Raw genomic sequence first — 20970 nt, 5'->3', positions numbered from 1 at the left:
TGTGGATTAACTGTCGGATCTCCTTGTGAAGATGAAGAAGCGGCATTGCCCTTGCATAGAGAACCTTAAGCAATAGGCCTGCGGAGCAGATCTACTGTGTGGCATAGGAAGGAGAGATCATCATCCATGAGACCGTGAATCAGAAGGGATTCATTGCGAAGAAGCTCAGGCTATGCAGGAAGATCGCGTGCTCGAAACTGGTGAACAGAGTCTTAATTGAGGACCGTACTGAAAAAAGCGGTGATTGGGTCTCTCTCTTAATAATTCTGTAATACATGAACATATGTTATTCTTGCTGAGCGAGGAAATGTATATATTTATTTAATCCATAGGCATTACCCCAAGGAACGATCACCCCAACAGGGCATATAGACCTAGAACCCGATTTAGGAGATCAAGGTCCATTACGAATAGCGATGTTGTTACCATAAATTTAATTTTGAATAAAAAACGCTCCCAGAAAGGCTTAGTCGGTATAAGGACATTAAATTATTTTGTTCAGTCGAAAATGTTTGGGGTGAAGGATTACGTTCTGGGATTCGAGCCCCGAAACTGTCATCCGGATGGCAGGGAAGCGATGCGAAGAGAGAATACCCTGAAGTTTATCAGCCCAGGAGAATCTGTCACATATCACATGAAGACTGGTATGATCGATGGCATTCAATAGTGGGATACCTTGAAGGAGGCAAGTACATGTTGGTCTCATTGAAAGATATATTAATATTGGCAGAGGAACAAGATTACGCCGTCGGAGCCGTTAACACCCCTAATCTAGAGTGTATCATGGCTGTTATTGAAATGGCGGAGAAGTTGAATGTGCCGGTGATCATCAGCCATGCCCAAGTACATGAAGCTTTTATGCCCATCGAGAAAATCGGACCGATCATGCTACATTTTGCCAAGATGGCGACGGTCCCCGTATGCGTTCACTTGGATCATGGGGAAGATCTGGACTATGTGGAAAAGGCATTGAAGCTGGGCTTTACATCCGTTATGTATGACGGTTCTCTTCTTTCTTATGAAGAAAACGTTCGAAATACCGTTGAAGCCGTTCGACTGGCAAAGGTATATCAAGCAAGCGTGGAAGCGGAAATCGGGATTATAGGCGGTCGTGAAGCGGGGGGGAGCGATATGGGTGCGTCAATGGAAGATTTGTACACCGATCCCAATTTGGCGGACTGCTTCGTCAAGGAAACTGGGATTGATGCTCTGGCCGCATCTTTCGGTACCGCACATGGGTTCTATAAGACGAAACCAAAGTTGGATTTTGAGCGTATCGAAAAAATTAGAGATTTGGTAAGAATTCCTTTGGTTATGCACGGCGGTTCGGGGGTAAGTCCGGAGGACTACACCAAGGCGATTGGCAAGGGAATCCGGAAGATTAATTATTACTCTTATATGGCCAGATCCGGTGTGCAAAGCGTAGAAGAGCTGTTGAAAAAACAAAAAGTTGATTTTTATCATGATATTACAATTTCTGCCATAAATGGGATGAAGGCTGATATCGGTAAAGCCATGAAGGTGTTCTGCAAGATCTAAAAAATGGGGTGGTGTTGTTCTTTTTTGATTTTTATTGTATATCACATGAGTAATTCTAATGGAGATACTCTCTCGAACTTATTATTGAAAATTGTACGAAAATAAAAAGGATACGCGTATCGACCTGCTCGGGAATTTACCGGACATCCGCTTGTTTTCCAAAAGCGAATTTGTGCGTTCAGTAGATGCTCTTGGACGAAGACACCTATCCCTGACCCTGGCAGGTTCTGAGCGAAGTTCAGGAACTTGCTCAGAGAGAGGTTTTAACTTAATAACAGTGAAATAAAGATTCAGACGACCGGAGTGACCCTGAAGTCCTCCCTGTTAAGTGGATAGTGTAAAAACAAAAATAGTTAGTTTGACACCTCAGCTCGCATTACCAGAGCTGAGGTGTTTTCGTTTTGATGCTCGTCAGTATTCATTAGGTGACTAATTCATTTCACGCTTCCAGCTCTTTAAGCCGTAGCTTAAGATGTTCATGCTCCTCAAGTTCTTATATAGGCTTTTTGCGATCATAATTGCCCTGATGAGGTTCCTCACTGCCAGCTTGATATTTCCGAACCCATGCGTAAATTGCTGATAAGACACCGTACTTTTCAATCGCTTTCTGATAATCAAATCCATTAGCTAAACTTATGTTGACAGACGGATCGGTGAAGAATACGAATCAATATGTTCATGACGGCATTAATTTCGAGATCTAGCCCTGGGCTGTCATCATGAATCCGTCGCTAGAGGCTGCTGAGCCATATCGGAAAGAGGATGCGGAACGCAGTCCGCAGGGGCTAGGTCATAATGTCCATGTAAAGGCGACCTTGTTTTTACATTCAATTAGGGATTTTTAATATTATTATGCAAAAAAAGGTTGGCCGGGATCTCTACAATAGATCCTCTTTTATGAGTGGAAGTAACAAGGACGCTGTCAATAATCTAGTGTGTCGATTCTGGAAATTAAGAGATTTAGATGGAATGCATGGAAGGAACAAAGCCTAGCCGTTTGGAAATTAGAGAGGAGTTCTCCTTGACGAGTGCTTTCAGTTCATCCTGCTTTTCGAGTATTCGAGCGGTTGGCCCCGCCACGCTGATGGCTGCAATCACTTTACCCGTATAATTAAACACAGGTCCAGCAATGGAGCTCAAACCATCGTCGTATTCCTCACGATTGACAGCAATGCCAGTCTGTCTGATTTCGTTGAGTTCCTGCAGGAACTGCTGATGATCCGTAATCGTAGTTGCAGTGTATTGCTGCAACCCCTTCTCGCTGACGATCTTATCGACAGTTTCATTTGAAAAGTAAGCCATTATGGCTTTCCCGAGACCTGTACAATGAACGGGGTTCCTTGAGCCAAGAATGGCTTTCATAATAACTGAGGCGCTTCCATCTACCTTATAGATATAGATGATCTCGCCTTCAGAATATACAGCGAGGAATGAGGTTTGGCCCGTTTGAGCAGCGAGTTCTTGCAGATGGGGTATTGCAGCTTCCACCAGATCAATGTTATGAAGTCCTGCGATACCGACTTCGATGGCTTTTAGTCCCACGAAATATTTCTCTGTAGAAGGCTCCTGCATAACAAATCCCGCTTTCTGCAGTGTTTCTAATATGCGATGTGTCGTACTTTTAGCGAGGTGAGTTGTTTTCGACAATTCGCCGATTCCGACTCCCCCCTTTATTAATGAGAGATGCTCAAGTAGGAATAGTGCACGTTCTAACGTAGAGTTCGTTTTATTCTTTTCAATGCTCAAAGGAAGCCCCTTCTTTCATTATATCTCTATTTCGTCATATTAACTAATGATTTGATATCAGTCAAACTCATTAGGACGTGTATGTAAAACCTAAGCGAGCCACACCAAAATCGAAGCGAGCATTAAAAGTGCCTTAAATGTAAATTTCAACTTATCATAGCGGGTTCCCAATCGGTGATTATGCTTCACTTTATTGAAATAACAACTAATGAGATGGCGTTCGATATATATTTCTTTATCCCTTTCCCGTTGCCTTCAGCAGTTTTCTAGCAGAAATCACCAGCACGGCAGATTGTACCTTTAGGAGTTAAAGGATTCGGTTAGTTTCGTAAGCACGATCGGCCAACACATGCATTTTCATTAATTCATTTGGCTAAGCATCTCGTAGCCGCTACAGAGTTGTGGCACAGACCGCCGAGCAGCACAAAGCGCAGAGGATTGCCCAAGACATCGACATCCGCTTGAATTTGGTCGTTGATCCCGCCTTGGGATCGCCCTACGCCTGATGAAGGCTTATCGTTTGCACCCGCTCCATGCTGATGGACATAGATGATCGTCGCATTAATCATACTAATTTCAAAGTTGGGTTCAATTGAGACATGTTCTTGTATTCAATCCCAAATGCCGGTGATTTGCCAGCGGCGAAAACGGCTGTAAAATGTAGGCCAGGAACTATAGTATTCCGGTAAATTCCGCCATGGTCCCCTGTTCGTAAGACCCAAAGCATTGCGTTTATTTAATACGTTGGTTTTTCGGGGAGACACCCTCCTTGTGGTTTTTGTACCGGGGGGGCAGCGGGCCTTTGATCTGTTTCCGTTGGTCATCACGTATTTCGTATCGTCTCATTATACCTACTCTTACGCATTTTTAAGGTTTATGGTTTGCATACAGGACCAATACCGACAGTTACCTTGTGACTTTGGCGGAGCAAAAGGGGCATAAGAAGTATGGACTTCATTGGCACCGGGATTGATAGCCGTCACTATTGTACTGGAGAACGGCAGTGAGGGTATTGGTAAGATTTATACTGTAGGCATCTGCAGAAGAGCGATCTGCCAAATGATTGAGCATAAAGTAAAATATGAGGCTCTTTCGGCTAGGATAAGATGCCAGCCTGTATTGTGAACCATTAGTATGAGATAAATTTGAAGGTTCAATATTATGTGGGTAGAGGGGAAGTTGCCTCGTTCGCGTGCCATTATCGAATATTGTCATATGAAATCTTCGTGGTAAGAACTGTAGCGAATATTTATGGAAGTTGTTTAGTGACCAGTCCTATCTTAAATGAAACTTCTGCAGGAGAGATTTGTCTCGATTTCACAAAAGATAAGCTTCTTCACAGTATGAATGAATATAATTGGGCATTTTGCATAATTCAATTTTCGATACAAAATCATAGTCAGGCCAACATCCAAAGCTCCATTTTTTGAGTTTTGGGTTGCAAATGGGCAGGCGGACAGAATTTCAATGAATCTGAAATTTTTAAGCGGCGTTCTGTACTCGTTGCCTCGCGATGGCCAGAGCAGAGGCAAGTAACACAATCGCCTTTAAATATTGGTGGGTAGTGACTTTTTGAATCTCCAATACATGGAGTTGGTCTGCGGTTAATTAGGTCTTAATTCGAGAATTGCATCGTTCCACACTGGTTCGTTTATTGAAAAGTTCCTTCCAGCCTCGGCTTTCCCGATGTGGCAGAGCATAACGCCGGAGATCCGTTTGACTGTTGATTTTAACCACCATTCCATAATTGGAGGACGAACAAGCAGCCGTGCCCAAAGGACAATCCACTTGACCTGTCGCATGTGGACAACGGAATTTTAAATGTACCTTTTCCTGTCTCCAATACGTCATGGGAAATCCCATGGAACAACAGGGCGTGCCTTTGCGGGTAATTCCTGCTGGCGCTTCCTTTTCATTCCGCAGATTCAGTAGAATGATAGCTTGGGCCTTGACGTTCCGGGCCGACTCGTAGTTTTTATTTGGTCATAGCCCGTATCCAGCATGAAGAATTTTGCTTTAGATCTTGCATTGGTAAGCATCATGAGCGCAGGCCCTTTGTCTCCATCGTTCACATGGGCAGGCGTCACCTTGAGCGCCATTAGAAGTTCACTTTTGGTATCTACGACCAGATGTAACTTGTAACCAAACCATTTGACTTTGTTGCCAAAGGTATCAAACTTTGACCCCAGTTGGCGTTGCCAGTGAGTTCACTTTTTCGCTTGGGTCCCTTTTTCTCGTAAGCGTGAATAGCTGCGCTATCAATAGCTACATGAGTTCCGTCGATGATTCCAAGCTTCTTGGCACTTGGACCACAAGGTCCTCAAATAACTGCCGGGCAAGCTTTTATGAGTCAGTTCGGCAAAAACTCGGCTTAACGTCGAAATGGAAGGAGCAGAGATGTCCAGCCGAAGTCCACATTGATAACGAAAACGAAGGTCAAGCTCCAGTCTGCGTGCAAGACCGGTGAACGTATCGATGTTCTCCAAGGGAGCCGCAAGTAACGCGCGAAGAATACCTTGTCGACAGTGTCCCTCCGATCATCGGGGCGAAAGATTTCTCAATTCTTTGGCGTAAGGTCGTAAGTCCAATGCACTGAAAAAGATGGGCAGTCGTTCTTCGGATTCGATTTTTTGAAGCTCTTCAAAGGAAAATAGACTTTCTTGGAGAATATACAAAAGGGGCTTCCTCCTCTTGAGTGTTTTGGTTTAGTCACCAAAAAACTTCTCCAAGTTGGGGTGAAGTCCTTTTTTATGCTCAGAACCCCCTTGTGCAACCAGGATGCAAAATGCTCAAATACAAAACGGGAATGAACGATCGCTCAAACTCATGTAGTCCCTAAGCTGATGAACAAGTATCAGCAGAATGAGAAACAACTTGACTTCCAATTCAATCTGAGAGCTGTGTTAGGAAGATTAATAGAGAATACGTTGACGTATAACCCCTCCAATTGTATACTCAAAAAAATGGAACATCGTTCTGAAATCTTGAAAATGACTCTTGTTCTTCTATTATTATAAATTCATAGTACTGGAGGTTATAGAATGTCGAGAGTTGTAAAGGATTTAAGCGGAAAGCTCTGGCAGATGGAGAAAATGAGAGTAGGCGAAGGGGAACGCGAGGGGTTTCATCTCCTTCCAGCAGAGCGTCAAGGCGTTATTTTCAGTTGGAATTACGCATCTGTTCCAGGGGATGTGTACACCGACCTTCAGAGGGCGGGCGAATTAGAGGATCCTTATTTCGGAAGAAATATGCATAAGGCGAAATGGGTGCAGGAATACGAATGGTGGTACATTCGGAGGTTCAACGTTTCAGAAGAGATGAAGGGCAAGAAGGTTCATTTAGACTTTGAAGGCGTCGACTATAGCTGTACTATTTGGCTGAATGGAAATCTGTTAGGCAGTCATGAAGGTATGTTCTCGCCGTTCTCCTTCGAAGTTAGTGAGTATTTGAATTTTGACAAGTGGGCTGGCGGTTCGAATCAGCTTACGATTAAGCTCGATCCTCCTCCGAAAAACTTCCGCAAAGTCGGTGGCAAGAAGGTGAACTTCTCCGGCGATTATTTCACTGGATTAGTACCTTTTGGTATATGGCGACCGGTTCGTCTAGTTGCAACAGAGGCTGTGCGCGTTCTCAATCATCGTATCGAATCGGACCTAAAGGATTCAGGCGCAACTGTACATGTGCAGATAGAGCTTCACAATATGACTCCTGAGAATCAGACTGTTCAGCTTCAAATTGCAATGAACGGTCACAACTTCACCTCGGAGACAATCAATCGTACATTGGAGACTATTATTGAATCCGGCACGAGTAACGCGAAGGTTAGTGTAGAGATTGCGGATGCTAAGCTGTGGTGGCCGTGGGACATGGGGACGCCTCATCTATACAATATTGAAATTACAGTCCTGAAGAATGGTATGGAGCTCGATCGTGTGGAGGACAGAATCGGTATCCGGACGGTTCATATGGAGCAGAATCCGGGCTTCACGCCGGAGGAATCCGAATATCCATGGACATTTGTTATCAATAGCAAACGCCAGTTCCTGCGCTCTGCATGCTGGGGGGGACAGCCATCTTTCTTATATGGAAGGAACAGCACGAAGAAGTATGAGCATCTGCTGACGCTTGTGAAGGATTGCAACATTAACAATTTGCGAATCTTCGGCTGGCATCCGCCAGAAATTCCTACCTTCTATCGCCTATGCGATGAGCTTGGGATTACGGTATGGACGAACTTCACATTCTCTACCCAAGCCTTTTCCGACGATCCTGTATTTGTAGAATCTGCGTCGCGAGAGTGTGTTGAAATCGTGAAACTTCGCCGCAATCATCCATCGAATATTTATTGGATGGGTGGAGAAGAAGTATTCTTTACGGACGCACATGTAGAGAGCGGCAATAAGGGGCTAATGGAAGCGATCGGAGTAGCGATTGAAGGGTATACCTCGGTGCCTTACGGATTAGCATCCCCGCTTAGCAATGAGTTCGGTCAAAGTATGGGCTTTAAGCCCAAGGAGTCCCAACATGCCAATGAGCATTATTACGGTGGCGGTCGAAGCTTCATGGAGGAGTATTACCCATCGCTCGATTGCTCGATTATTCCTGAATTAACAGCTGCCTCAGCGCCTTCAATCGAAAGCCTTAAGAAATTTATTCCGGAGAGCGAACTATGGCCCATGGGACCAAGCTGGGGCTATCACTGGGCGGATATTCATATTCTCCAAGGACTGAATATTGAGGTGTTTGGGGATAAGCGAATGGATTCGCTGGAGCAATTCGTAAAATCGACACAGATTGCACATGGTACGATTCTGCAATTCGCACTGGAAATGTACCGTAGACGGAAGCCGCGTATGAGCGGCGTGTCACTCTGTCATTTCATAACTAATTGGCCGGATATCAAGTGGGGGCTTGTTGATTACTACGGATTGAAGAAGCTGAGCTTCGACTTTGTCAAGACAAGCTATCAGCCGATTCTACCAAGCTTGGCTTTCCCGAAGAGAAGATGGAAACCTGAGGAGATGTTCCAAGGAGAATTGTGGATCGTCAACGACTTCCATGAAGCGTTTGAGAACACGGTGCTGGAGTGGACGCTTCAAAGTCATAAAGGCGAAGTTGTTCAGAGTGGAAAGGTAGCCACACAGGTTGCTCCGAATAGCTCTTCAAAATTAAGCGATATTGCATGGAAGGTTGATGAAAATGTCGTAGGAGAGTTTACGGTCTCACTAATATTGAAGCAAGGCGATAGTTTTCTGGCTAGAAACGAGTATAAATTGCTCATTGGTGATCTGGCTGAGGCGAAGCGTATATGCAATAAGCACCTAGACGAAAGCGAGAAGAAGCGGAATGAATTTGGCAGCAGCTACTATCGCTATAATACGGATCTCTGGGAGCTGGAATAATTTCGGTTAACGGATGGTAAAGTGTCTGTAAAATATATTCGTATTATGAGTTTAGCCAGCTAAGTCTGGTTAACCTCATTTTTGCGTTAAAATGAGCATTAGCCGGGGAGAACACATGGGACTTTGGACAAAACAGCAATTGCGGGAGTTTATCAAGGAGAATAATTTAGTCTCTGCACAAGATGCTCAGAATGCCTTAAAGGATCTGTTTGCCGAAACGATTCAGGAGATGCTAGAAGCAGAAATGGATACCCATTTGGGCTATGGCAAGCATGAAGTAAAGACAAAACTGACTCCAAACAGTCGTAATGGAAAGAGCCGAAAAACGGTGGTCAGCGAGTACGGAGAGCAGAAAATTGGTATTCCACGGGACCGTCTTGGGGAGTTTGAGCCTCTGGTCGTCAAGAAGCATCAATCGAATGTAACGGGCATCGAAGAGCAAATCGTAGCTCTGTATGCCAAAGGCGTCAGCACAAGAGAAATCCAGGATCATCTTCACCAAATGTACGGAATTGACGTCTCACCTACGCTCATTTCTAATGTTACGAACAAGATCGTTCCTCTCTTTAAAGAATGGCAAAATCGCCCTCTGCAAGGCGTCTATGCAGTAGTCTATCTAGATGCGATCCACTTTAAAGTCAAGCAAGACGGGGCCATTTATCAACAAGGCTGCCTACATGGTCATTGGCATCGATCTGGACGGAAACAAGGATGCGCTGGGCATGTGGATTGGTGAGAACGAGTCCTCCAAGTTCTGGCTGAGTGTGCTGAATGAGTTGAGAAATCGCGGGGTTCAAGACATTCTCATCATCTGCGTGGATAAGCTCTCTGGGTTCTCTCAAGCGATTGCGCCCTGCTATCCGCAAACCGAAATTCAGAAGTGTATTATTCACCAAATTCGTAGCTCTATACGCTACGTTTCCTACAAAGATATTAAGAAGGTTACCGCCGATTTAAAGCCCATTTACAAGGCAGCTACGGAAGAAGGTGTCTTGCTTGAACTCGACCGTTTTGAAGAGATGTGGGGAGCCAAGTATCCACTTATTATCCGTTCCTAGCGGAATAATTGGGAGGAACTCGCTACCTTTTTTAAGTACCCGCCTGAGATCCGTAAACTTATCTACACGACGAATATGATTGAGAGTTACCACCGCCAGCTGCGTAAAGTGACAAAGGGAAAAAGTATTTTCCCCACTGACGAGACCTTGCTTAAAATGCTCTATCTAGCCACCGTCGACGTCACTCGCAAATGGACAGGCTGTGTCCAAAATTGGGGACAAATGCTGCTCCAGCTTTCGGTCTTTTTCCCAGCTCGGGTGGGTCACCATCTACGATAGAATTGTTTTCCCCCTCGGGGGAATCTGTGCTTTAAAGAGTTTACACAAAATTATTGACAGACCCGTGGAAAATGAGGAGGTTGCATAAATGTAGGGATGAACATGCACTTTCGTATGTTTATCCCTTTCCCTGTTTGAGATTATTAGGAGGGTTCACTCTTAGAGGCTTTGGACGCCAACTAGTCAGGTTATGACCAAAAAAATATGTCACATATTATTTCTTTAATTATCTCGTACTTTAAGTTACAGACGCATATTCTTCATCTGCTGAGCAATCTTATTCCATTGTTTATTATTTATGATGTCTTCATAATTAATTTTGCTGTTCAATAAATGTGATTTAATTGCATTTATAGCAGCATTCAAATCTAACTTAGTCAATGTATCTATAATTAATTGATGTTCTTCACATGTTTCTGTATAACGTGAAGGAGTAAGCATAGTTATCCAACGTAGTCGTTGGCTCTGAAGATAAATTCGTTTACAAATATCTAAAAACCGCTCATTACCAGAATATTCTGCGATTTTTTCATGAAACCTAGAATCCGCTTCAAAAAATGTATCGAAATCTCCGTTATTTGTATTTTCGCATAATTTTTCTTGGATTTGATTTAATTCTTTTAATTGAGCTTTTGTTAAACCTTTATTATTAACTATAATTTCAATACTCTTTAGTTCAATTGCCTCACGAACTTCTAAAATTTCATTGATATCTTTTAAAGTAATAGCTCTTACAACAACTTTTGTTTTAGTTCTTTCAAGTATGCCATTATCTAATAAAATCATAATTGCTTCTCTCAATGGAGTTCTGCTCATTTCAAATTCTTTAGACAACTCTAAATCTGATACAATATCTCCCGTTACTAATTCATAATTCTCAATTTTACGCAATATTTTTTGTACTGCAATATCTACAGTATTCCCTCTTACTCTAGGCATAATTATTCCTTTCTATTTTTTAATAAATATCATTTTTAGCATACATAAAAATGAGTAAATTAACAAGTATATTAGAACACCACTATTTTAAAGATTCAAAGTATGTGTTTGTACACAACTGCCAGAACTTGCGTAGTCCTCGTCGTGGAGAACACTTAATTCAAGAAAGACAAGACGACAAGAAGGAAGTGATTAATTCCTTAACCAACAGCAGATGGTTTCTTGTCATTGTTGCCGTCAAAACCCTTTGTCGGGTTCGTTCGACAGGAATTAGTCTCCACAGGAATGGGTGAAGAAGTACAAGGCCGGCCAGGCCTACGACACTCGTAAGGGAAGCAGCAGTCCCCTTAAAGGACGTCCACGCACGAAGTTCGCCAGTGTCGAAGAGGAACAAGATTACCTGAAAGCTCAGGTGGATTATCTAAAAAAGCGTTATCCCAATCTGGTCCGGGAGGTTGCCCCAGTCCACAGGACAACTACCGAATAATCGAGGGACTACGCCACCAGCACCGCGTGACACGTCTGTTATCCATTGCCGGAATCCCTAGAGCCAGTACTACAAGTGGCGAGTGAGTGGGTCACTACGAAAAGACGCTCATTTACGAGATCACGAAATCAAAGAGTAGATGTTAGCCATTCACATGGATCATCCCTACTTCGGGGACCCCCGAATGAAACAGCTTTACGGGAGGCGGGTATCTCGTCAATCATTAGAAGGTATAGCGACTTGTGAAAGAACTGGCGATTTCTTCGGTGAACCGGAAAAAGCGAAAATACCCCAGCTATACTCTTTCTATGGTGTAGCCGAATCGGTTGCAGCATTAGTTACATGCACCAGGGTCACAGCAGAAACTGGTGTTACGTATATCTCAGACGGTACGCGCTTTTATTACCTGTCTGCCACTCAGGAACTGTTTAACAATGGGATTGTGGCCTGGCAGATCTCCGAACGAAACAACGTAAAACTCGTCGTAAATAGGCTTGAACAATGGACACGAAAAAGAGACGTATCCAGGGCCGTGCTCCATTCAGTTAGAACTTCCAGTATACGTCTCAGGCGTACAACACACGACTCGAAGAATTCAGCGACAAGGGCAGTCACTTTTGCAAAGTTACCTGCTTGGATAATGTCTGCTTCGAATCCTTCTTTTCACATCTCAAAACGGAGGAGTTGTACCTTAACCAGTGTAAGTCATAAGGAGATATTCATCAAGCGGTGGAGGAGTACATTTACTTCTACAACTACCAGCGCTTACAGGCCAAACTAAAACAAGGCGTACCGGTTGAATACCAGCACGCGTTGGCTGCTTAGCCTTTTTTACTTGTCTACTTGACAGGGGTATGACCAGATTAGATTTTTTGCACTGGAGTTTTGTATGCCTAAAAACCTTTTTTGTCTATCATGTTCATAGGACGGATTCATGCAGAATGCATAAAGAAATAGTTTATGAAGAGAATAGAAAAATAAACATAAAGTGTTGATTTTTCAGTAATGAAAGTATACAATAAAATTGTTATTATTGAAAAAATAAAAAACATAAAGGTTGAATGAGAGGAGGAGTAATGGATTAGTATTCCATTACGAGAATTATGTTATCAATGAAATTATTTATTGACGGAAAATTAGTAGATACAGCATCACAAGAAAAAATAGAAGTAATAAATCCTTATAATAACGCAGTAGTAGGTACTGTTCCTAAGGGTAGTAAAGAGGATGCTACTGCTGCCTTAGAAGCTGCGCGTAAAGCGCAAAAGTCATGGGCACTACTACCAGCACAAACAAGAGCTGAATATGTTTTGGAATTAGCGAAAATTATAGACGATAATGCTGAAGAATTAGCTCAATTATTAACATCAGAACATGGTAAACCTATAACTGAAGCACGAGGTGAAATTCAGGGGGCATCGGGGTTTCTGAAATATGCAGCTGAATCGGCAAGAAGAATAGAAGGAGAAATTATTACCTCTGAGAAAAAAGATGAACAAATCTGGATTCAAAGAGTACCTTATGGAGTTGTAGTTGGGATAGTTGCTTGGAATTTTCCTTTAGCGTTATCAACAAGGAAAATTGGAAATGCATTGGTTTGCGGAAATAGTATGGTTATTAAACCACCCTCAGAAACTCCACTTACAGTTATGAAGTTTGCAGAATTAGTTGAAAAAAGTTCTTTGCCAAAAGGGGTTCTTAATTTCATCACTGGTTCAGGCAGAGTTGTAGGCGATGCATTAGTAAGAAGTGAAATTACTCAATTAGTTACCTTAACTGGAAGTACAAATGCTGGTATAGAAGTGTTTAAAGCTGCATCGGATAACGTTATTGATGTGCATTTAGAACTTGGTGGAAAAGCACCATTTATAGTAATGGAAGATGCTGATATTGATAAAGCTGCAAAATGCGCAGCAATAGCAAGATTTAGCAATTGTGGTCAAATATGCACATGTAACGAACGTATGTACATTCATGAAAAAGTTTATGAAGATTTTAAGAATAAATTCATAGCGCATGTACAAGGGATAGTTGTTGGAGATCCAATGGATCCGAAAACAACTATGGGCCCAAAAGTGAACAAATCAGAAGTATCTAAGTTGATACAAATGAAAGAAGAATCCATACAACAAGGCGGTAAAATATTATTAGACATGACTCCAGATGAGGGAAAGCCTTCTGAAAACGGAAATTGGTTCTACCCGGTAGTGGTTGAAGTATCAGATAATAAGAATGTATTAATGCAAGTTGAAACATTTGGACCTATTGTACCGATGATGAAGGTGTCAAGCTTTGATGAAGCAATTGAATTAGCGAATGATTGTGAGTATGGCTTATCAGCTTACTTATTTACAAACAATGCTAAAAACATAATGAGAGCAGTAAATGAACTGGAGTTTGGTGAAGTATATGTGAATCGTGAAAACGGAGAGTTAATAAATGGATTCCATAATGGATACAAAAAGAGTGGTCTTGGTGGTGAAGATGGTAAATATGGTTTAGAAGGATATCTACAAAAGAAAACTATTTATATGAATTATAATTACTAAAAGATTAATAGAGACTCTTCGTTAAGCTACGTGGTTAAATTTATATCTCATGTATAGCGATTTGCATGCGTATCTATTCATATCAAATCGCTATATATACCTACCTTGTTTAGCGCGGAGGCATGAAAAAAGGTGGAGTGGTATGTCAAGGAATGCAATTAAAAACGTGGGAGTTAAATATTTCAATATTCCATTAGAAGGAAATTTAGTTGATGCACTTCATGGTAAACATGATAGTTTTGAATTAATTACAGCAACTATCTTTATGGAAGATGGAAGAAAAGGTACAGGATACACTTATACAGGTGGAATAGGAGGAACTGCAATAACTAAGTTGCTAGTTAATGACTTAGTTCCAAGACTAATCGGCAGAGAATTTACTACTCCTGATGAAATGAATATTTACATGAATCAAAGTATTCACTATGTTGCAAGAGGAGGAATTGCAGCTTTTGCAATTTCGGCATTAGATATTGCATTTTGGGATATAAAATTAAAAACTGAAAACATGGCAATTTCTGATTTATATGGTACTAGAAACGAAAAAGTCCGTACTTATTATGGCGGTATAGATTTAATGTTAACAGAAAAAGAATTATTGAAAAATATTGAAAAGCAACTAGAAAAAGGACATACAGCCATAAAAATAAAATTAGGGAAAGAAAACGAAGATGAAGATATAGAAAGAGTAAAGGCTGTTCGTAACTTGATTGGTAAAGATGCTATGTTCATGGTAGATGCTAATATGATATGGACAGTACCTCAAGCAATAAGAATGGCGAAGAGAATAGAAGAATTTAATATAGCGTGGTTAGAAGAACCAACAAATCCTGATGATTATGAAGGATATGCAAGAATAGGGCAAGCAACTACTATTCCAATAGCAATGGGGGAAAATTTACACTCTATTTATGAGCATAAATTGGCTTTAGACATAGCTCGTATTAAGTATCCAATACCTGATTGTTCTAATGTTTGTGGAATAACAGGTTTTTTAAAAGTAGGTGAAATGGCAAAAGAAAGAAGTCTCAAAGTAAGTTCACACGGAATGCAAGAATTACATGTGAATGTATTAGGCGCACTTTCCAATGCTGGATTCTTAGAATATCATAGTTTCCCAATATGTGATTTTACTATAGAACCTTTAAAAATCGTTAATGGATATATCGAACCATCCAAAGCCACAGGTGTGGGCATAAACTTTGACTGGGAAAAATTAAAAAAACATATGAAATGATTAAAAAAATAGAGATGGGAGGCGGTGAAATCCACTTCCCATTTTATAATTGAGCATTTTACATTAATCTAAGCTCTTTTAGACAAAAAAGCTTGGGAATAAAAAGGACTTTACAGTGCATAATTAATTAAATTTATAAAAGGAGCAGACGAGAAATGAAAAATTACGTTGTAATGATTACAGATTGCGATCATGACTCAGTAGAAATTGAAGAAAAAATCATTAATAATGTAACCAATAATTTTAAATTATTAGATTGTAAAACAGAAAATGATATTATAGAAAATTGTCGTGAAGCCGACGCTTTAATTACTCAATATGGAAAATTTACTAGAAAAGTGTTAAGTCAACTTTCGAAATGTAAAATCATTGTTAGATATGGAGTGGGTGTGGATAGTATAGATTTGGATGCAGCTACAGAATTTAACATTCAGGTTTGTAACGTACCTGATTATGGATTGAACGAAGTTTCTGATCAAGCAATAGCATTAATGATGGCGCTTACTAGAAAAGTTAATATAATGTCAAATATTGTTAAAAATGGTGTGTGGAAATATGAAATATCTAAACCTATTTTCAGATTGCAAGACCAAGTTGTAGGTGTTATAGGACTAGGAAGAATAGGGAATGCGTTTGCCAAAAAAGCTCATGGACTAGGCCTTAAAGTTATTGGATTTGATCCCAATCATAAAAGACTAAATCCTCCTGATTTCATTGAAGTTGTTGAGTTTGATTCTTTAATAAAAACATCAGATGTTATTTCTATACATTGTCCATTACAACAAAATACTGAAAATTTAATTTCTGAAACTGAATTTATAGCAATGAAGTCTTCAGCATATATTGTTAATACTGCTCGTGGTGGAATTGTTAATGAACAAGCATTAGAGAAGGCATTAACTAACAAGTGGATTGCAGGAGCTGCACTTGACGTATTGGTGAGAGAAGAGGCAGATGTTAATAACCCACTATTTAAACATGAATCTTTTATTTGTACTCCACATATGGCTTGGTATTCTGAACAAGCATTTAATGAATTAAAGAGAAAAGTTGCTGAGCAAGTTGTTAGCGCATTAAAAGGCGAGAAACCTGCTTATCTAGTTAACAAAATTAATTAAAAGAATAAAAAGGAGATAATAAACTATGAAAAGTATTGTTTACAATGGACCTGATAAAATTGACGTAGAAGATAAACCAATTCCTGTTTGTTCTGATGGTGAAGTATTAATTAAAGTAGCATATTCAGGTATATGTGGTACAGATTTAAATATTTATGTTGGAGCACATCCTAGAGCTACTGCACCGTTGATTTTTGGTCATGAGCTTTCTGGGTTAATAGCAGAAGATTATCCTTCGCTACCAAAAGGTACACCGGTTACTGTTAGGCCCTTACTATTTTGTGGTAAATGCACTCCGTGTTTAACAGGAAACAGTCATGTATGTAAATCATTAAAATTAATAGGCATTGATACAGATGGTTCAATGGCTGATTATGTGAAAGTCTCGATTGATAAAATACATGTTCTTCCAGAGACTGTATCCTTAGAATTAGGAGCAATTACAGAACCGTTAGCTGTAGGTGTTCATGCCGTTAAACGCTCAGGAATTTCAATTGGCAACAGCGCTTTAATTTTTGGCGCAGGTACTATCGGTTTGTCTGTAGCAAGTTCATTAAAATTATTATATGAAGCAAACATATTTATTGTTGAAACAAATCCTTTTAGAAGAAAGATAGCCGAAGAATTAGGATTTACTGTAATAGATCCTTCTAAAACCAATTTAGAAGTTGCTGTTTCTGAATTTACAAATACAAATGGAGTAGATTTTGTGTTCGACTGTGCAGGACACCCTATAGTTGCAGAACAATTAGTTGGATTAGTAAAAGTTCACGGGACAGTTATAATTGTGGGAGCATACAAAAAACCTGCCGCACTTGATTTGTTGGGTATGATGTTTAAAGAGGTTAAAGTTATGGGAGTTAGAGTTTACGAGCCAGAAGATTTTGATATTGCCATTCAATTATTAGGAGAATCTTTTGATTTTGGAAAAATAATTACTCATATATTACCTGTTGAGAAAGCCCAAGAAGGGTTTGATGTTTTACTTAGTGGCGGAGATGCTGTAAAAGTAATGTTTAAATTTTAATATAAAAAAGATTATATATAATTCGAGTGGAGGAAAAGCGAATGTTGGAGATGTTTAGTTTAGGGAATAAAACAGCTATTATTACTGGCGGTAATCGTGGTTTGGGAGAGGCTATGTCTTTAGGTTTAGCTGAAGCTGGCGCTAATATAGTAGTTATTGCAAGAAATGAAAATCCTGAATTAGAAGAAAAAATAAAGGGTTTAGGAAGAAAATATAAAATGATCTCAATGGATTTGTCAGATGTTTCTAAATTTGAAGAAGTTGTTGAATCTATAAATGAGGAATTTGGAAGTATTGATATATTAATTAATAATGCAGGAGTACAAAAACGTCATCCTAGCGTAGATTTTCCTAAAGAAGACTGGGATTTTGTATTAAATGTTAATACAAAGGCAGTATTTTTCCTATGTCAAGCAGTAGGAATAAAAATGATTGAGCAAGGAAAAGGAAAGATTGTAAATATTGCATCACTTCTTTCATTCCAAGGCGGTTTTACAGTTCCGGCTTATGCTGCAAGTAAAGGTGCAGTTATGCAATTCACAAAATCACTTTCAAATGAATGGGCAAGATTAGGTGTGAATGTTAATGGCATTGCTCCAGGATACATGGAAACTGAAATGAATACAGTTATAATGGCTGATAAGATTCGGAGTGAACAAATTGCACAAAGAATTCCAGCAGGAAGATGGGGGAAACCAGAAGATCTAGTAGGAGCCGCAATTTTCCTTTCTTCAAATGCTTCAGACTATGTAAATGGTGAAATAATCGTTGTAGATGGCGGCTGGATGGGAAGATAGCTTATTTAGTATTTGAAACTATTAGCGCTTCGTCTATGGAGAGGCGATACGAATTAAGTGAAGATCAATACAATTGAATTAGGTTAAATTCCAAACCTTGGTTACCCCGCTAGGGTGCGACTTGATGGAATTCACCCGTTTTTCAAGATGGCAAATGGCTGGTGTTTGGGAAAAGGTAATTAAATATGTGTTTATTTCCCCTGATCAAGAAAATATTATGATTGATCCCATCATCGTTCGTGTCCTTCAGAACGGCGTGGGGGCAAAAAGGCGCTGCAATATTAGACTTTTGGACGCTTTAAGGATGGAATAACGACCAAAAATTATGGGATTGTGGATGCTTTGACCGAACGGGGCTACGATATGAACATCATTCTGACTTTCATTCAAGAGCAACAAGTAGCGGCCGTCATTCCAAGAGGAGATTATCCAAAGGCCCAGCGTAAGTTTGATTGGTGGTTGTATAAAGAACGGCATCTGCTTGAATGCCTCATTAATAAACTCAAATTGGACACACGCTACGATAACCTCTCTTGTACTTTTTCAGTGTTCTTATCCTAGGACTCTGTATTATTATGGCTGAATTAGGTTTGAAAACACACCCTAGTACCTTGACCCGATGTTAATTGTAGTTTTATGCTTTTCCTATAAGAAAATTATGGGAGGGCTAACAGATGAATGAAAAATACGAGATTCGACTTGAGCCGAAAGAGCGTGAAAGGATTGAACAAGTGCTTCACGCGGATTCCACATCGCACGGCATTAGCCGCCGTTGTCTCGTGCTGTTGCTCTGGGATGAAAGTCAAGGGATGATCCCCAAACAAACTGAAATTGCCAGTCGTTGCGGAGTTAGTAATGTATTGGTCTTTTATACGGTAAGAGACTATTGTACACGTGGGCTAGAAGAGACGCTGAGCTATCGTCGCCGCGCGGAACCGCCGGGCCCTTCCCCCATCACGGGTGAAGTGGAAGCCCATATCCTTGCGTTAGCCTGTTCGGAGCCTCCAAAGGGGTATGCTTGCTGGACAATTCGGTTGTTGACCCGCCGAGTGATCGAACTGAATATTTTGGAGTCGGTTGGACGAGAGACCATTCGAACCACTTTAAAAAAAACAAAACTTAAGCCTCACCTGAAAAAACAATGGTGCATTCCCGCTAAAGCGAGCAGTGAATTCGTCGCTCGGATAGAAGACGTTTTAGAGACCTACGCCCTGCCTTATGACCCTGAGAATCCTGCTCATTTGTATGGATGAACAGCCGATCCAACGGCTTGGCGATTTGCGCCCTCCACAACCCATGAAGCCAGGACAGATTCTGTCCGAGAAGATTATGAATATGTTCGCAAAGGAAGCTGCAGCTTGTTCCTGTTCACGGAGCCACTCGTTGGATGGAGTCACGTACAGGCTTCGGAAAGACGCACGAAAATTAGACTGGGCGCTGCAGATCCAGAAGCTGCTAGAGGCCCACTATCCAGAGGCGAAACGGGTTCGGCTCGTGATGGACAACTTGAATACCCATACGATCTCGTCCTTGTATGAAACTTTACCACCTGAACAGGCATTGGTCTTGGCGAAACGGCTAGAGACCCATTACACCCCTAAGCATGGCAGCTGGCTAAATATCACTGAGATTAAACTAAGTGTAATGACAATTCAATGCCTGAACCGCCGAATCGCCTCCATTGAAGAATTCCAAGCCGAGGTGTCTGCTTGGGAAACGGAACGCAACCGAATCCAGAAATCCGTCGCAATTTCCACGGAGCAAGCACGAGAAAAATAAAAACACTTGTATCCTGTAATTTAAACTGGTCAAGGTACTAGTTATATCAAACTAATTGTAATTATACGACTTGTTGTAAGCGCTTCCTATAAGGATGTATTCGGTAATTAAAGGCTTAATGCAGAAGAATTACTTATTGTGAAAAATATGAATGAAGTCCAGCAAATGGATGATCTCGATATCAGGCGTCTGGGGACTTATACACAAAAGGCCTCAAATATACCCAATAATTACTAACTATACTTGTTTGTGGTTCCTGTTGTGTTGTATTACGTGCTGTTTCATAAAGTTCCTCTTGATGGCATTCAGATGCCATCAAAAAATTCATACCCTTCAAAGTCATAGCGGATAGTCCATGGGCTGGGTTTGAGTATTTCGAATAATTCTTCCCTTCCTGATGCTCAATCAGCTGATGCCAACTGGAACACTTCCCAACGCCACATGAGGTGGTTCAAGCCGGTGACACAACTATCGTAGCTACGTGGATGAAAAACGGTATACAGCGGGCTGTAGGAGTCAAGTGAGTTGCAACGCTGAATCGCACAGTTAGCAAATCCATGCCCTAAAGGAAGGTGTAACATCAAACATGAGCTAGCTATGCCTTGAAACAGCACGCTATTAATCAACGGATGGAACTTGTTAAAACGTTGGCCAAACAGATTCATGGGAGCGAGGCCATGATGAGTAACCACTGTGTGCGGTAGTTGTCAAGATTGTTGTAGCGTTTTTAACAGAAGTGGTAATATCAGGGGCTACAATCATAGCAAACAGGGTGTTACCGTATTTTCACACTTCGCACAATATTATCCGGGTATGCTTCGCTGGTCAAAGTAGATATTGTAAGAACAAGTGAGAAAAACGAAAGAAACATTCAATTATAGAGGGAGGTGAATGCTATGCTTTAACGAACGTTGGGACAGATAGCTTACCGATCTGAGCAAGATGAAGGTTGACGAGCTGATAAGCATTTATCAGACGGCGTATGATCGTTTCGTGAAAACCTAGTAACAATT

General features: G+C 40.9%; 16 protein-coding genes and 2 pseudogenes. 13 read left to right on the top strand and 5 right to left on the bottom strand.

Annotated features, from left to right (window positions below; translation table 11 throughout):
* The first annotated feature begins 439 nt into the window (after nt 1–439).
* Nucleotides 440–667 (top strand): DUF4432 family protein, encoded by a 228-nt coding sequence (locus ACPV3A_RS30080; RefSeq protein ID WP_375103669.1) that lies wholly within the window; start codon nt 440–442, stop codon nt 665–667.
* Nucleotides 668–693: 26 nt separating this feature from the next.
* Nucleotides 694–1539 carry a class II fructose-bisphosphate aldolase gene (locus ACPV3A_RS30075; protein ID WP_375103668.1) on the top strand — a complete coding sequence of 282 codons (846 nt, stop codon included), beginning with the start codon at nt 694–696 and terminating at the stop codon, nt 1537–1539.
* A gap of 960 nt (nt 1540–2499) precedes the next feature.
* On the opposite strand, the gene ACPV3A_RS30070 is transcribed toward ACPV3A_RS30075, so the two are convergent.
* The 4 genes and pseudogenes from ACPV3A_RS30070 to ACPV3A_RS30055 all read right to left on the bottom strand — a co-directional run bounded on the left by ACPV3A_RS30070 (nt 2500) and on the right by ACPV3A_RS30055 (nt 5960).
* Nucleotides 2500–3285 (bottom strand): IclR family transcriptional regulator, encoded by a 786-nt coding sequence (locus tag ACPV3A_RS30070; protein ID WP_375103667.1) that lies wholly within the window; start codon nt 3283–3285, stop codon nt 2500–2502.
* A 365-nt stretch (nt 3286–3650) separates the two neighbouring features.
* Nucleotides 3651–3854: a hypothetical protein gene (locus ACPV3A_RS30065; RefSeq protein ID WP_375103666.1), complete on the bottom strand. Its 204-nt coding sequence runs from the start codon at nt 3852–3854 to the stop codon at nt 3651–3653.
* Nucleotides 3855–3896: 42 nt separating this feature from the next.
* Nucleotides 3897–4109, bottom strand: a complete 213-nt coding sequence (locus ACPV3A_RS30060) for a transposase (RefSeq protein WP_375103665.1) — start codon at nt 4107–4109, stop codon at nt 3897–3899.
* A 658-nt stretch (nt 4110–4767) separates the two neighbouring features.
* Nucleotides 4768–5960: pseudogene (locus ACPV3A_RS30055) on the bottom strand (transposase).
* A gap of 366 nt (nt 5961–6326) precedes the next feature.
* On the opposite strand from ACPV3A_RS30055, the gene ACPV3A_RS30050 reads away from it, so the two are divergent.
* Nucleotides 6327–8687 carry a beta-mannosidase gene (locus ACPV3A_RS30050; protein ID WP_375103662.1) on the top strand — a complete coding sequence of 787 codons (2361 nt, stop codon included), beginning with the start codon at nt 6327–6329 and terminating at the stop codon, nt 8685–8687.
* Nucleotides 8688–8802: 115 nt separating this feature from the next.
* A pseudogene (locus tag ACPV3A_RS30045) lies at nt 8803–10024 on the top strand (IS256 family transposase).
* 243 nt (nt 10025–10267) lie between these two features.
* On the opposite strand, the gene ACPV3A_RS30040 reads toward ACPV3A_RS30045, so the two are convergent.
* Nucleotides 10268–10963, bottom strand: a complete 696-nt coding sequence (locus ACPV3A_RS30040) for a GntR family transcriptional regulator (protein WP_375103661.1) — start codon at nt 10961–10963, stop codon at nt 10268–10270.
* A gap of 1216 nt (nt 10964–12179) precedes the next feature.
* Here ACPV3A_RS30040 and ACPV3A_RS30035 point away from each other — a divergent pair.
* The 9 genes from ACPV3A_RS30035 to ACPV3A_RS29995 all read left to right on the top strand — a co-directional run bounded on the left by ACPV3A_RS30035 (nt 12180) and on the right by ACPV3A_RS29995 (nt 19957).
* Entirely contained in the window at nt 12180–12275 is a 96-nt protein-coding gene (locus ACPV3A_RS30035; protein WP_375103660.1) for an IS3 family transposase, read from the top strand.
* Nucleotides 12276–12562: 287 nt separating this feature from the next.
* Entirely contained in the window at nt 12563–13999 is a 1437-nt protein-coding gene (gene aldA / locus ACPV3A_RS30030) for an aldehyde dehydrogenase (protein ID WP_426203318.1), read from the top strand.
* 142 nt (nt 14000–14141) lie between these two features.
* Nucleotides 14142–15236, top strand: coding sequence for a mandelate racemase/muconate lactonizing enzyme family protein (locus ACPV3A_RS30025; protein ID WP_375103658.1), 1095 nt, complete (start codon nt 14142–14144; stop codon nt 15234–15236).
* 155 nt (nt 15237–15391) lie between these two features.
* Nucleotides 15392–16354 carry a C-terminal binding protein gene (locus ACPV3A_RS30020; protein WP_375103657.1) on the top strand — a complete coding sequence of 321 codons (963 nt, stop codon included), beginning with the start codon at nt 15392–15394 and terminating at the stop codon, nt 16352–16354.
* A 25-nt stretch (nt 16355–16379) separates the two neighbouring features.
* Nucleotides 16380–17381: a zinc-dependent alcohol dehydrogenase gene (locus tag ACPV3A_RS30015; protein ID WP_375103656.1), complete on the top strand. Its 1002-nt coding sequence runs from the start codon at nt 16380–16382 to the stop codon at nt 17379–17381.
* A gap of 41 nt (nt 17382–17422) precedes the next feature.
* Nucleotides 17423–18178: a 2-dehydro-3-deoxy-D-gluconate 5-dehydrogenase KduD gene (kduD, locus tag ACPV3A_RS30010; RefSeq protein WP_375103655.1), complete on the top strand. Its 756-nt coding sequence runs from the start codon at nt 17423–17425 to the stop codon at nt 18176–18178.
* A gap of 124 nt (nt 18179–18302) precedes the next feature.
* Nucleotides 18303–18491: a hypothetical protein gene (locus ACPV3A_RS30005; RefSeq protein ID WP_375103654.1), complete on the top strand. Its 189-nt coding sequence runs from the start codon at nt 18303–18305 to the stop codon at nt 18489–18491.
* A 361-nt stretch (nt 18492–18852) separates the two neighbouring features.
* A complete protein-coding gene (locus ACPV3A_RS30000) occupies nt 18853–19431 on the top strand; it encodes a helix-turn-helix domain-containing protein (protein ID WP_375103652.1) in 579 nt (192 codons plus the stop codon).
* A complete protein-coding gene (locus tag ACPV3A_RS29995; RefSeq protein ID WP_426203311.1) occupies nt 19424–19957 on the top strand; it encodes a transposase in 534 nt (177 codons plus the stop codon). The genes ACPV3A_RS30000 and ACPV3A_RS29995 overlap by 8 nt, the downstream gene beginning before the upstream one ends.
* The last annotated feature ends 1013 nt before the right edge of the window (nt 19958–20970 follow it).

Origin of the sequence: Paenibacillus sp. Dod16 (assembly GCF_049893405.1) — a bacterium.
Taxonomy (GTDB): domain Bacteria; phylum Bacillota; class Bacilli; order Paenibacillales; family Paenibacillaceae; genus Paenibacillus_AQ.
The sequence above is the reverse complement of the archived record's forward strand: the minus strand, read 5'-3'. Positions and strand labels throughout refer to the sequence as shown.

Excerpts from the sequence above, each read along its gene's own strand:
- ACPV3A_RS29995 (WP_426203311.1), top strand. The coding sequence starts at position 19,424 with ATGGATGAACAGCCGATCCAACGGCTTGGCGATTTGCGCCCTCCACAA.
- ACPV3A_RS30060 (WP_375103665.1), bottom strand. The coding sequence starts at position 4,109 with ATGACCAACGGAAACAGATCAAAGGCCCGCTGCCCCCCCGGTACAAAA.
- kduD (WP_375103655.1), top strand. The coding sequence starts at position 17,423 with ATGTTGGAGATGTTTAGTTTAGGGAATAAAACAGCTATTATTACTGGC.
- ACPV3A_RS30025 (WP_375103658.1), top strand. The coding sequence starts at position 14,142 with ATGTCAAGGAATGCAATTAAAAACGTGGGAGTTAAATATTTCAATATT.
- ACPV3A_RS30050 (WP_375103662.1), top strand. The coding sequence starts at position 6,327 with ATGTCGAGAGTTGTAAAGGATTTAAGCGGAAAGCTCTGGCAGATGGAG.
- ACPV3A_RS30000 (WP_375103652.1), top strand. The coding sequence starts at position 18,853 with ATGAATGAAAAATACGAGATTCGACTTGAGCCGAAAGAGCGTGAAAGG.
- ACPV3A_RS30015 (WP_375103656.1), top strand. The coding sequence starts at position 16,380 with ATGAAAAGTATTGTTTACAATGGACCTGATAAAATTGACGTAGAAGAT.
- ACPV3A_RS30040 (WP_375103661.1), bottom strand. The coding sequence starts at position 10,963 with ATGCCTAGAGTAAGAGGGAATACTGTAGATATTGCAGTACAAAAAATA.
- ACPV3A_RS30075 (WP_375103668.1), top strand. The coding sequence starts at position 694 with ATGTTGGTCTCATTGAAAGATATATTAATATTGGCAGAGGAACAAGAT.
- aldA (WP_426203318.1), top strand. The coding sequence starts at position 12,563 with ATGAAATTATTTATTGACGGAAAATTAGTAGATACAGCATCACAAGAA.
- ACPV3A_RS30065 (WP_375103666.1), bottom strand. The coding sequence starts at position 3,854 with ATGATTAATGCGACGATCATCTATGTCCATCAGCATGGAGCGGGTGCA.
- ACPV3A_RS30005 (WP_375103654.1), top strand. The coding sequence starts at position 18,303 with ATGGAATTCACCCGTTTTTCAAGATGGCAAATGGCTGGTGTTTGGGAA.
- ACPV3A_RS30020 (WP_375103657.1), top strand. The coding sequence starts at position 15,392 with ATGAAAAATTACGTTGTAATGATTACAGATTGCGATCATGACTCAGTA.